The sequence below is a fragment of the Clostridium rhizosphaerae genome (assembly GCF_016765585.1).
Lineage (GTDB): Bacteria > Bacillota > Clostridia > Clostridiales > Clostridiaceae > Clostridium_AT > Clostridium_AT rhizosphaerae.
The window spans coordinates 568901-582106 of the sequence record NZ_JAESWC010000018.1 but is presented as its reverse complement, the minus strand read 5'-3'; the positions used below and the strand labels follow the sequence as shown (position 1 = coordinate 582106).

General features: G+C 32.6%; 12 protein-coding genes, 1 riboswitch and 1 other annotated feature (1 of these 14 running past the window's edge). Of the genes, 9 read left to right on the top strand and 3 right to left on the bottom strand.

Translation table 11 applies throughout. The features are described from left to right. Nucleotides 1-111: a binding site (T-box leader), on the top strand; it begins 210 nt to the left of the window's first position. Nucleotides 112-319: 208 nt separating this feature from the next. Together argS and JK636_RS21560 are read left to right on the top strand one after the other, a co-directional pair. Next, complete coding sequence (gene argS / locus JK636_RS21565; RefSeq protein WP_202751046.1) at nt 320-2011, top strand: arginine--tRNA ligase; 1692 nt, start codon at nt 320-322, stop codon at nt 2009-2011. Nucleotides 2012-2094: 83 nt separating this feature from the next. Beyond that, the gene (locus JK636_RS21560) at nt 2095-2892 is read left to right on the top strand and encodes a ribonuclease H-like domain-containing protein (RefSeq protein ID WP_202751045.1); all 798 of its coding nucleotides are present in this window, start codon (nt 2095-2097) and stop codon (nt 2890-2892) included. Nucleotides 2893-2912: 20 nt separating this feature from the next. Here the strand turns inward: JK636_RS21560 and JK636_RS21555 are convergent, their stop codons facing one another. From JK636_RS21555 to JK636_RS21545, 3 genes are read right to left on the bottom strand one after another with little or no spacing between them, the layout of a single operon-like run. Beyond that, the gene (locus JK636_RS21555; RefSeq protein ID WP_202751044.1) at nt 2913-3065 is read right to left on the bottom strand and encodes a FeoB-associated Cys-rich membrane protein; all 153 of its coding nucleotides are present in this window, start codon (nt 3063-3065) and stop codon (nt 2913-2915) included. 16 nt (nt 3066-3081) lie between these two features. Further along, entirely contained in the window at nt 3082-4887 is a 1806-nt protein-coding gene (gene feoB / locus JK636_RS21550) for a ferrous iron transport protein B (RefSeq protein WP_202751043.1), read from the bottom strand. Between the two features lie 12 nt (nt 4888-4899). Continuing rightward, a complete protein-coding gene (locus JK636_RS21545; protein WP_202751042.1) occupies nt 4900-5127 on the bottom strand; it encodes a FeoA family protein in 228 nt (75 codons plus the stop codon). A 364-nt stretch (nt 5128-5491) separates the two neighbouring features. On the opposite strand from JK636_RS21545, the gene pflB reads away from it, so the two are divergent. The 7 genes from pflB (at nt 5492) to JK636_RS21510 (ending at nt 13104) form a co-directional block, all read left to right on the top strand. Next, nucleotides 5492-7714, top strand: a complete 2223-nt coding sequence (gene pflB / locus JK636_RS21540) for a formate C-acetyltransferase (RefSeq protein WP_202751041.1) — start codon at nt 5492-5494, stop codon at nt 7712-7714. Between the two features lie 155 nt (nt 7715-7869). Then, the gene (gene pflA / locus JK636_RS21535; protein ID WP_202751040.1) at nt 7870-8592 is read left to right on the top strand and encodes a pyruvate formate-lyase-activating protein; all 723 of its coding nucleotides are present in this window, start codon (nt 7870-7872) and stop codon (nt 8590-8592) included. 179 nt (nt 8593-8771) lie between these two features. Further along, nucleotides 8772-8888, top strand: a riboswitch (SAM riboswitch). Nucleotides 8889-9009: 121 nt separating this feature from the next. Further along, entirely contained in the window at nt 9010-9978 is a 969-nt protein-coding gene (locus JK636_RS21530) for a methionine ABC transporter ATP-binding protein (RefSeq protein ID WP_202751039.1), read from the top strand. Beyond that, nucleotides 9968-10624, top strand: a complete 657-nt coding sequence (locus JK636_RS21525; RefSeq protein ID WP_202751038.1) for a methionine ABC transporter permease — start codon at nt 9968-9970, stop codon at nt 10622-10624. The genes JK636_RS21530 and JK636_RS21525 overlap by 11 nt, the downstream gene beginning before the upstream one ends. A gap of 55 nt (nt 10625-10679) precedes the next feature. Continuing rightward, the gene (locus JK636_RS21520; protein WP_202751037.1) at nt 10680-11510 is read left to right on the top strand and encodes a MetQ/NlpA family ABC transporter substrate-binding protein; all 831 of its coding nucleotides are present in this window, start codon (nt 10680-10682) and stop codon (nt 11508-11510) included. 139 nt (nt 11511-11649) lie between these two features. Then, nucleotides 11650-12381 (top strand): HAD-IB family hydrolase, encoded by a 732-nt coding sequence (locus JK636_RS21515; protein WP_202751036.1) that lies wholly within the window; start codon nt 11650-11652, stop codon nt 12379-12381. Between the two features lie 15 nt (nt 12382-12396). Then, nucleotides 12397-13104 carry a ribonuclease H-like domain-containing protein gene (locus tag JK636_RS21510; RefSeq protein ID WP_202751035.1) on the top strand — a complete coding sequence of 236 codons (708 nt, stop codon included), beginning with the start codon at nt 12397-12399 and terminating at the stop codon, nt 13102-13104. The last annotated feature ends 102 nt before the right edge of the window (nt 13105-13206 follow it).

Here is a 13206-nt window from a genome sequence, read left to right as displayed (position 1 = left end):
CTAGATGTGTAAGGTAAGCCGCTGACTGCGTTAAAGTTTCGAGTGGATGTGAGTTTTTTTAATATTTACATCAACTAGAGTGGTACCACGGTTATTATGCCCGTCTCTATATTTTTAGAGACGGGCTTTTTATATACATAAACAAATTTTGTGCTTACAAAAGTTCATAAAAGCTAAGAATATATATAAATATTTATCGCGATAAGAAGATACCTTCTTAACTAGATAACTTCTTATATATTTACATATTTATATAGTTCTGCTAGATATAAGGCTTTGACAAGGCACTAACAGTTAATATTATATAGGAGATGATTTTATGGATTACAAAAAGCTAGTTGCTGAAAGAATAAAAGAACATGTTGACCTTGAACTTAATCTAATAGAAAGATTGATAGAAATTCCGCCAAGACCTGAAATGGGAGACTTTGCTTTTCCTTGTTTTCAGCTTTCAAAGGTTTTAAGAAAAGCTCCAGTGATGATTGCAGATGAGCTTAAGGGAAAGATAAATAAAGAAGGCTTTGAAAAGATAGAAAGTCAAGGACCTTATTTAAATTTCTTTATGGATAAGGGAAACTTTATAAAGGATCATGTGGAGAGGGTTTTAAGCGAAGGAGAAAAATATGGTGCTTCAAGTATTGGTGAAGGCAAAAATGTTATAGTAGAATATTCTTCACCAAATATAGCTAAGAATTTCCATGTAGGTCATTTGACTACAACAGTTATAGGAAACGCGCTATACAGAATGATGGGCTTTGAAGGCTATAATGCTATTGGAGTTAATCATCTTGGAGACTGGGGAACTCAATATGGAAGGCTTATTGCTGCTTATCATAGATGGGTAGATATAGAAGCTTTAAATAAAAATGCTATTCGTGAACTTGAAAGACTCTATGTTAAATTTTATGAAGAGGCAGAAAAAGATCCTTCTCTAGAGGATATAGCAAGAAAACATTTTAAAAATCTTGAAGATGGCTGCGAGGAAGAAGTAAAGCTTTGGAATACTTTTAAGGAACTTAGCTTAAAAGAGTTTAAAAGAGTTTACGATATGCTTGGAGTTGAATTTGACTCCTATGCCGGAGAAAGCTTCTACAGTGACAAGATGGATGCTGTAGTAGAAGAAATAGCACAAAAGGGACTTTTAACTGAAAGCAATGGAGCGCAAGTAGTAATGCTAGATGAATATAATATGCCTCCATGCATAATTAAAAAATCAGATGGAGCTACTATTTATGCAACAAGAGACTTGGCTGCGGCTATGTATAGAAAGAAAACCTATGACTTTTATGAGAATATTTATGTAGTTGGTTCTTCGCAGTCACTTCATTTTAAGCAGGTATTTACAACTATTAAGCTTATGGGACATGAATGGGCTGAAGACTGCAAGCACGTGGGTTTTGGTCTTGTTAAGTTTGCAGAAGGCAAGTTCTCTACAAGAAGCGGTAACGCTATATATCTTGAAGAACTTTTAAATGAAGCCGTTGTAAAGGCTTTAGAAGTAATAAATGAAAAAAATCCGAATCTTGAAAATAAAGAAGAGGTGGCTAAAAAGATAGGTATTGGTTCCATAGTGTTTACTTATCTTAAGAATAACAGGGAAAAAGATATTATATTTGATTGGAAGGAAATGCTTAACTTTGAAGGTGAAACAGGTCCTTATGTTCAATACACCTATGCAAGGGGTAAGAGTATTCTAAGAAAAGCTGGGGAAATAAAAGGAATTGTAAATTACAGCAAGGTAACAAGCAGTGAAGAGTTTGAACTTGTTAAGGCAATATCCAGGTTACAAGATGCAGTACTGCTTGCTATAGATAAACTTGAGCCTTCCATCGTAACAAGACATGTTATAGAGATTGCAAAGGCTTTTAATAAATTCTACAATGCTCATGGAATATTAAATGCTGAAGATGAGGAAGTTAAAAATACAAGGCTTAAACTTGTAGAAGCTACTTGCCAGTCTATTAAAAATGGCCTGTATTTAATCGGGCTTGATGTAGTAGAAAAGATGTAGTAAAAAACTCCATAGAGTTTTCTATGGAGTTTTCTGTTTTTTTGTTATATAATCTTAACAGAATAAATAAATCGGAGGATAAAATGTTTACTAAACAATACAAAGAGAAGATTAATATAGGCAAGCATGTAATTCAGAAATATGATATGAAAAGTATTGCTTATTTTGACATAGAAACAACTGGCTTTGAAAAGGACAAGGATCATATAATCTTAATAACTCTAGGATATTTTGATGAAGATAGTGATCTGAATTTAAAGCAATATTATGCAGAAGAACTTGAAGATGAGAAAGAAGTCTTATATGCTTTTGGAAGCGATTTAAGCAAGTTTAACAGATGGTGTTCTTATAATGGTATGGCCTTTGATGAGCCTTTTATAGTTAGAAGGATGGAAAAAAACAGTATATATTTTACTCCTCCAGCAGAACATGTAGATTTATACAGATTAATAAGACCATTTCATAAGCAGCTCGGCATGGAAAGATGTAATCTTAAAACAGTAGAAAAATATATTGGAGTAGAAAGAGAAGACCAAATTGACGGTGGCATGAGTGTTGAGCTTTATTACAAGTATCTTGAAACTAAGGAAGAGGATATTAAAGACATTATAATGCTTCATAACTATGAGGATGTATTAAATCTTCCTAAGATTTTTAATATCGTTTATCAGGTTGAAAGCAGCACAGAATTAGTAAGAGAGGATTCAATAACAGAAAAACAACTTAAGTTTTTAAAAAGTCTTATTAAGAAAAACAATATAAGCTTATCCTTTGATATAGAGAAGATATCAAAAAGGTCCGCATCAAAAATAATCAATGCTATTTTAAATGGAAATACAAGCGGTGAAGGACTAAATAATATTTTGTATAATAGTTATTAAAAAAAGAAGCAGGGAAGACCCTACTTCTTTTCTTTTACCATATTATATTTAGGACAGCTCTTTGAGCAGGAGCCGCAGTTGCATTCTCCAGAAGCACTTTTTTTAGTATTCTTAAAGAAAATATAACCTGCAGCAGCTAGTATTACAGCTGTTATAATTATTTCAACAGGCATGAGTATTCGCCTCCTTTTATATAAATCTCATTACAAGAGTTCCGATATTATAGAATAGGAAAGAAACTATCCAAGCAAGTACCACTTGATAACTTACAGAAAATGCTGCCATTTTTCCTCCATACTCTTTTTTCATAGTAGCTATTAAAGATACACATGGAGTATATAAAAGTACAAATAAGAGGAAGCTGTAAGCTGAAAGCGGACTAAATACTGTAGGAAGTATAGTGGTTAGGTCACTGCCGTAAATAACTCCCATTGTTCCAACAACAACTTCTTTAGCCATTATTCCTGCAAGCAGTGCTACTGAATTTTGCCATGAAGCAAAACCAAGAGGTATAAATATTGGGCTTATAATTCTTCCAAGTGAAGCCATAAAGCTTGAATTTATATCTGTCATACCTGAAAAGTTGAAATTTGATAAGACCCACACTATTACTGATATGGAAAATATAATTGTACCAGCCTTCTTTAAAAAGCCTTTTCCTTTTTCCCAAGTATGAAGTGCTAAGCTTTTTATCTCTGGCATTTTATATTCTGGAAGTTCTATGATGAATGGTTCATCATCTTTCTTAAATATGGTGTTTTTAAATAGAATTCCAATAAAAAATGCAATTACTACACCAACAGCATATAATGAAGCTACGATTAATGACTCATGTCCTCTAAAGAAAGCAGCTGCGAAAACAAGATAAACAGGAAGTCTAGCGTTACAGGACATTAGTGGTACTAAAAGAGCTGCAAGCTTTCTATCCTTTTCGCTTTCAAGTGTTCTAGCTGACATTACTCCAGGTACTGAGCATCCGAATCCTATAATAAGTGGTATAAATGCTTTTCCCGAAAGACCCATTTTTCTAATAATTCTGTCCATTATAAATGCCACTCTAGCCATATATCCGCTGTCTTCAAGAAAGGATATACACAAAAATAAAACTAAGATAACTGGTAAAAATACTATTACTGAGCCGACACCGCCTATAATTCCATCTATAATAAGTGATTTAAACCAGGCGCTGCTGTTTGAAAGTAAGCCTTCTACCAAAGGTACAAACCAATCGCTAACTCCTTTATCAAGTAAGTCTGCAAGGGGTTGGCCAACCCAACTGAAGGTAAATTCAAATATGAAAGCTATGATTGCTAAAAATATAGGATAAGCTAAATACTTATTTATAAATATTTTATCAAGTTTTTCTGTTGTTGTAATATTATTTTCTTTTGCGTATGTTAGACAGATTTTTAAAACACCTTCTATATATTCATAGGCTTCTTTTTCTGAAGAAAAACAGTATTTACTATTATGTTCATTATTCTGTAAATGATAATTGTTATCATTAAAGTGGCTTAAAAAATTACCGCTAATAAGCAGCTTTTTTAATTCATCAATACCAGTGCCTTTTGATGCAACTATAGGAAGTACATTGACATCTAAAGCTTCTGACAACTTTTTATAATCAATTTTAATACCCTTTGCGTCGGCGGCATCTATCATATTTAATACTAAGATTATAGGTTTGTTATATTCTTTAAGTTGAGTAGTTAAATATAAGTTTCTGTTCAAATTTGAGGCATCAACTATATTTATAATTACATCTACATTTCCGTTTAGCAAAAAATTCTTTGCTACCTTTTCTTCATTTGAATAGGTATCCATAGCGTAAATACCGGGTAAATCAACAATATTAACGCTCTTATTAAGAAACCCCTCTTTCTTATCAACGGTTACACCAGCCCAATTTCCAACATGTTGATTAGAACCTGTTAAAAGATTAAAAAGAGTAGTTTTGCCTACGTTAGGATTACCTAGAAGTGCTGCAGTAATCATATTGTGCCTCCTTTATACTACATTTTTTACTACGATGTTTCTAGCATCTCTTTTTCTTATTGCTAAATCAAATCCTCTAAAATTTATTATAATGGGATCACCAAGAGGAGCGGCTGCCTTTACGTGAATTTCTGTTCCTTCAATAGCACCTAAAGCTAAAAGCCTTTTGGCGAGCTTTTCATCTCCAACAATACTGCTTACAAAAGCCTTTTGACCTGGTCTTAAATCGTAAATGCTCATTATTACCACCTCGCACTGAAAATCATTCTCAAGTAAATAATACCACTTAAAGGTGTACATGTCAATGAAAAAGAGTTAAAAAATTAACATATTTTTATCCTAATTAAAATAATATAACTTTAATGGAAAAAATATGAATAAATAATTTTAAAATGTGTCATAATAAAAATCTTCAAATAACTATTATTGAATGGCATAGAAAACGGAGGTATATAACAGAAATACAACAAAAATGCTACAGAAAACTGAACTGTTGCACTGTAGAAGTAAAAAATGGCATAAAAACAGCAAAAAATACTATTGATACAGATGAAAAATAATTGTATAATAGAACTGTAATAAGACGAAGTAAGGAGTGAAGGTTATGTTTAAACAATGGGATGGTTTTAAAGACGGAAACTGGATGAATAATATCGATGTTAGAGACTTCATTCAAAAGAACTATGCAGTATATGAAGGCGATAAGAACTTCTTAGCAGGTACTACTGAAAAGACTAAGAAGGTATGGGATAAATGTAGTGAATTAATATTAGAAGAAATTAAAAAAGGTATTTTAGGTGCTGATACTGAGACAGTTTCAGGAATAGATGTTTTTGCACCTGGATATATAGATAAAGATAATGAAGTTATAGTTGGACTTCAAACTGATGCTCCATTAAAGAGAATAACAAACCCATGGGGCGGAATAAGAATGGCTGAACAATCACTTGAATCCTATGGATACAAAATAAGCGATAAGATGCATGATGTGTTTTCAAATTATAGAAAAACTCATAATCAAGGTGTATTTGACGCTTATACTGAAGAAATAAGAGCTGCAAGATCAACTGCTGTTCTTACTGGACTTCCAGATGCTTATGGTAGAGGTAGAATAATAGGCGACTATAGAAGAATAGCTCTATATGGTATAGATAGATTAATAGAAGAAAAGAAAAAAGATCTTAAGAATCTTAAAGGCGATATGCTTGATGAATTAGTAAGATTAAGAGAAGAGCTTAATGAACAAATAAGAGCTCTAGCTAAAATAAAGAACATGTCAGCTTCTTATGGTTTTGATATATCACAACCAGCTTCTAACGCTAAAGAAGCAGTTCAATATTTATACTTTGGATATCTTGCTGCTGTTAAAGAAAATAATGGTGCTGCAATGTCACTTGGAAGAACAAGTACATTTGTTGACGTTTATTTAGAAAGAGATTTACAAGCAGGATTAATAAATGAACAAGAAGCACAAGAAATTATAGACCAATTTATAATTAAGTTAAGACTTGTTAGACATTTAAGAACACCAGAATACAATGATTTATTTGCTGGAGACCCAACTTGGGTTACTGAGTCAATCGGTGGTGTTGGTGAAGATGGAAGACCACTAGTTACAAAGACATCTTACAGATATTTACACACACTAATTAATCTTGGAACAGCTCCAGAACCAAATATGACAGTTTTATGGTCTCAAAACTTACCAGAAAACTTCAAAAAGTTCTGTGCAGAAATGTCTATATTAACTGACTCAATTCAATATGAAAATGACGATGTTATGAGACCAACTTACGGGGATGACTATGCTATAGCTTGCTGCGTATCTGCAATGCAAGTTGGAAAGCAAATGCAATTCTTCGGAGCAAGATGCAACCTAGCTAAATCATTACTTCTAGCTATTAACGGAGGAGTAGATGAAAAGAAGGGTATTCTAGTTGTTCCTGGAATTGAACCAATTACTGATGAAATATTAGATTATGATAAAGTAGTAGCTAACTACAATAAAGTATTAGAATATGTTAGCAAAATCTATGTTGACTCAATGAATATAATCCACTATATGCATGATAAATATGCTTATGAAGCATCACAAATGGCATTACATGATACAAGCGTAGGAAGATTAATGGCATTTGGTATAGCAGGATTCTCAGTTGCAGCAGACTCTTTAAGTGCTATAAAGTATGCTAAAGTTAAGCCAATAAGAGAAAACGGAGTAACTGTTGACTTTGAAATTGAAGGAGAATTCCCTAAATACGGAAATGACGATGACAGAGTTGACAGCATAGCTGTAGAATTAGCTGAAAGATTCTCAACTGAGCTTAAGAAACACCCACTTTATAGAAATGCTAAGCATACATTATCAGTATTAACTATAACTTCAAATGTTGTTTATGGTAAGAAGACAGGTTCAACACCAGACGGAAGAAAAGCTGGAGAACCATTTGCACCAGGAGCTAACCCAATGCACGGAAGAGACTTAGAAGGTGCTCTTGCATCACTTAACTCAGTTGCTAAGGTTCCATATTCAAGCTGCCAAGATGGAGTATCAAACACATTCTCCATACTTCCAGATGCTTTAGGAAAAGATCATGAAACAAGAATAAACAACTTAGCATCAGTTATGGATGGATATTTTGGACAGGATGCTCATCACTTAAATGTTAATGTATTAAACAGAGAAACATTAATGGACGCTATGGAACATCCAGAAAAGTACCCAACATTAACAATTAGAGTTTCAGGATACGCTGTTAACTTTAATAGATTAACTAAAGGTCAACAACAAGAAGTTATAAACAGAACATTCCACGAAAAAATGTAATTAGTTGATATTAACATCATCTAATAAGTAGAAATATTTAAACACGGAATAGGCGGAGAGCACCGAAGACGCAGCGAAATATTTATAAATTTCCGTGTCCTCCGTGTAATCTCAACAATTCCGTGTTTATTAATTAATTTGAAGGAGGGGATTTTATGTTAAAAGGCAGAGTGCACTCAATTGAAAGTATGGGATTAGTCGATGGTCCTGGAGTTAGAACTGTAGTTTTTCTTCAAGGCTGTAAGTTAAGATGTTCTTATTGTCATAATCCGGATACCTGGGCTATGGATGGGGGAACGGAATACACTCCTGAAGAGCTTTTAAGGAAGATAATGAGATTTAAACCTTACTTTGAACGTTCCGGCGGCGGTGTAACTTTTTCTGGCGGAGATCCTCTTCTTCAACCTGAATTTTTGCTTGAAATGCTTAAGCTCTGTAAGGAAAAAGGAATACATGTAGCATTAGATACAGCAGGATATGGCTTTGGAGAGTATGATGAAATCCTTGAATATACAGATTTAGTTTTACTTGATATAAAACACGTTGATGATATAGGCTACAAAAATCTTACGGGCAAAAGCAAGCATGGTTTGGATCAATTTTTAGAAGCACTTGAAAGATCCAATACAAAAGTTTGGATCAGGCATGTTGTTGTTCCAGGAATAACTGATTCTGAAGAACATATTGAAAAGCTTAAAGAAATAATTAAAACAATAAAAAATGTTGAAAAAGTTGAATTACTTCCATATCATACTTTGGGCGTTCAAAAGTATGAAAAATTAGGTATACCATACAGATTAGAAAATATAGAACCAATGGATAAAGATTATACAAAGCAGTTAGAAAAGCAATTAAATGATTTTTTAAGGTATGCTTAGTGAAATTGATTTAAGTTTAACAATTTAAAACGTTTACGGTTGAAAATATAATAAATTGAATGTAAAAAAATAAAAACTTGCAAAAATACTATTGACATATACACCAGATGTTAATATAATAAAATCAATACAACGGCATTGTAGTGCTGTAAAATACTAAAGTAATAAAAATGAATACTAACTTATCTAGAGAGGTGGAGGGACTGGCCCTATGAAGCCCGGCAACCGGTATTATTATTAAATAATACAATGGTGCCAATTCCTGCGGTATCGTAATGGATACTGAGAGATGAGGGAAATTGGGATATTAAAATCCGAGGTTTCCTCGGGTTTTATTTTTTTATCTAATTTAGAATGGTAATCAATAGTAGTTGATATTACATATTAATTTTGTATTGGATGGTGGGACGTATAATAATGATTGAAATTAAAAATGTGTCTAAAAGTTTCGGTAAAATGCAAGTTTTAAAGAATGTAAATTTAAAAATTCAGCAAGGAGAAATATTTGGGATAGTAGGCCATAGTGGCGCAGGTAAGTCTACACTCTTAAGATGTATTAACGGCCTAGAAGGTTATAATGAAGGAAATGTCTTAGTGATGGGTAAAGAAATTAAATCTTTAGGTGATAAAGAACTGCGAGTGTTTAGAAAAGATTTAGGGATGATTTTTCAAGGCTTCAATCTTTTAAATAGATCAAATGTTTATGACAATATTGCCCTGCCTATGGAACTTTGGGGTGTTGATAAAAGCACTATAAAAGAAAGGGTAGAAAAATTATTAAATTTAGTTGGACTTGAGGAAAAGATTTCAAGTTATCCAAGAGAACTTAGCGGGGGACAAAAGCAGAGAGTTGCTATTGCAAGAGCTTTAGCACTTGAGCCAAAAGTGCTGCTGTGTGATGAGGCTACATCAGCACTTGATCCTAAAACAACAAAATCAATACTTAAGCTTATTGAAGAAATAAACAAAAAGCTAAACATTACAATTATAATTGTTACTCATCAAATGGAAGTTGTAAAAGAAGTCTGCATGAGAGCAGCCCTTATGGAAGGAGGTGAAATTAAAGCATTAGGAGAGGTGGAGGAACTGTTCCTAAATCCAGCAAATGAGCTTAAAGATTTAATGGGAGAAGAAGAAATATTACCTAAAGAGGGGGTTAACATAAAAATATTCTTCCCTAAGGATCAAAGTCAAAAAACTATTATAACCTCTATGGCAAGAGAGCTTGATATAGACTTTTCTATTGTTTGGGGCAAATTAGAAAGGTTTAGAGAAGATGTTTTAGGAAGTCTTGTTATCAATACAGAGGAGAAAGAGCAGTTAAAGATATTTGACTTTTTGCAAAAGCAATCAATTAGCTGGGAGGTTATAGAAAATGAAGATTAGCGATTTAATATTACAAATACTGCTGCCGGGACTTTGGGATACTTTATATATGGTACTTATATCAACTTTGTTTGCTGTAATAATAGGCTTCTTACCTGCAATTATTATGGTCATTACCGATGAAAAGGGACTTAAGCCAAATAGATATGTAAATAATATATTGGACTTTATTATAAACCTGTTAAGATCATTTCCTTTCATTATACTAATGATAGCAATTTTTCCGCTGACAAAGCTTATAGTAGGGACTACAATAGGAAAAAATGCAGCTATTGTTCCATTAACTATTGGTGCGGCACCTTTTGCAGCAAGGGTGATAGAGTCAGCGTTAAAAGAAGTTGATTCAGGCATTATTGAAGCTGCAAAAGCTTTTGGTGCAAGCACAATGCAGATAATATTTAAGGTTATGCTTAAAGAGGCACTTCCGTCTATAGTTTTAGGAATTACATTAACTGTTATAAGCGTTATAGGATATTCAGCAATGGCCGGCACTGTTGGAGCAGGCGGCCTTGGTGATATAGCAGTACGATATGGATACCAAAGATTCAAAACTGATATTATGATTTACACAGTTATCATACTTATTTTAGTTGTACAAATAATGCAAAGTATAGGCAATATTGCCTATAAAAGATTAAGTAAATAAATTTTTAGGGGGGCAGAAGCGATAAATTCTTCTGCATTAAAAGGAGGCTTTATAAATGAAAAAATCATTAAGTATTTTATTAGCAGCGGTATTAACAATAGGTTTAGCAGGTTGCGGAGTTAAGAATAATTCAGAAGCAGCAAATACAGGGGCAGCTTCAGGCGGAAATGAAAAGAAAGTAATAAAGGTTGGTGCGACTCCAGTTCCTCATAAGGAAATATTAGAAGCTGCGGTACCGTTACTTGAGAAGAAAGGTTACAAGCTTGAAATTAGAGAGTTTACTGACTATGTTCAGCCAAATCTAGCAGTAAATGATGGTGAGCTTGATGCAAACTTCTTCCAGCATGTGCCTTATCTGCAAAACATGAATAAAGAAAAAAATCTTAACTTGGATTACACAGTTAAGATTCACATAGAGCCAATGGGAGTATATTCACATAAGATTAAAGACTTAAAGGATTTAAAAGAAGGATCAACTATTGCTGTTCCAAATGATGCAACCAATGAAGCAAGAGCATTAAGAGTTTTAGAAACAGCAGGACTCATAAAGCTTAAGAGTGGTGATTTAGTTACAGCTTTAGACATTACTGACAATACTAAAAAGATAAAAGTAAAAGAACTAGAAGCAGCTCAGCTTCCAAGAACTCTTGATGATGTTGATGCTGCAGTTATAAACACAAACTATGCTTTAGAAGCAAAACTAAATCCATCAAAGGATGCACTTGCAATAGAATCAAAGGATTCGCCATATGCAAATGTACTTGCTGTTAGAAAACAAGACAAAGACAAGGATTATATAAAAGCATTATCTGAGGTATTAAATTCTCCTGAAATTAAAAAGTTTATAGAAGACAAATATAATGGAAGCATAGTTCCAGCATTTTAAAACTAATTCTTAATTACAAAAGTAGACCTTGGTCTACTTTTATTATTTTTGGACAAATTTGGGCATACTTAGTATTAAGTAATAGCATTATTAATGAACTTGTAATATTATAATAGTAAAGAATCCTTTGGAGGCTGAGATGAGTAAAAATATTGGTGCATTTTATGATATAGATGGAACCTTATATAGAGAAGGACTTATAGCAGAAATTTTTAAAAAACTTGTAAAGTATGAGATAATAGAGTCTGAAAGATGGTATAATGATGTGAGGATAGAATATCAGAAGTGGGACAAAAGACAGGGGAACTATGATAACTATCTTTTAAAAATGGCCGATATATATATTGAGGCGATTAAGGGACTTCACAAATCACAAATTGAATTTATTGCAAGAAATGTAGTAAATCAAAAGGGAGATAGAGTATATACCTTTACAAGAGACAGAATAAGATGGCATAAAGAGCAGGGACATGTGCTTATAACTATTTCAGGAAGTCCTATTGAACTTGTAAAGGAAATGGCTTTGAAGCATGGGTTTGATGATTATAAGGGAGCCGAGTATATACTCAATGATGAAAACTTTTATACAGGTGAAGTTTCACCTATGTGGGATAGTAAAAGTAAGAAAGAGGCTATTGACTATTTTACAGAAAAATATGACATAGATTTAAGCAAAAGCTTTGCCTATGGAGATACAGCAGGAGATTTTTCAATGTTTCAAATGGTAGGAAATCCTGTGTGCGTTAACCCAACTAGAGAGCTGATTAAAAAGGTTCAAGATAATGAAGAAACCAGATTGAAAGCACTAGTTGTTGTTGAAAGAAAAGATGTTATTTATAAGTTGACCCCAGATTTAATTCAGATTGATTAGAAAAGAGTGGTATTATTGATTACTAGAGAAAATAAAATTTATATTGATAATTTAGATACTAAATATGCACTGATTTTTGATGAAAGAAAAGATATATATAAGAATGCACTTTTCTTTGATCTTGAGCATTATGTGTATAAAAAACCAATTTGTGTTGGAGTATTCGGTTGTTCATATTTTGACGTGAGTGAAAGTTGTTTGAAGGTTACTCAATATATGATTGAAAACAAGGAAGAAGCCTATGATATATTAATTCTTGCTAAAAAGTATTTTAACAATATGCTCAATAATGATAAAAAGTATATGATTACTTTTTCAGGCAACAATGACTATACTATTATAAATTATCTGTTTGATAAGTATAAGCTTGATTTTAAAATTGAAGATAAATTTATAAGTATAGATATGCAAAAAGAGTATGAAAAGATTAAGAAAACCTCTATTGGGTTAAAAGCTTTAGAAAAAGAATTCGGCATAATAAGAGACAGTGAACTTATAAGTGGAGCAAATTTAGCAAAAACCTTTCATAAGATTATGAAGGATAATGATTATATGAACAGAATGCCTGAGGAAAAGAAGGAAAAAATTCTTCTTTACAATGAACAGGATGTAGTAAGCTTATTCCATATGATAATGAATTGGGAAAATGTTATTAAAATTGAAGAACCAGAGATTGAAGAACTGGAAATTGATAATAATGAGATTAATAAGGCTGCGGAGTAAAAACTTCGCAGCCTTAAAGCTTTTTTGAAGCCTTAAAAGTTGTAATATATTTATGCAAAAATAATATAAATAAATTAACCAAAAAAATAATATACAATGCTA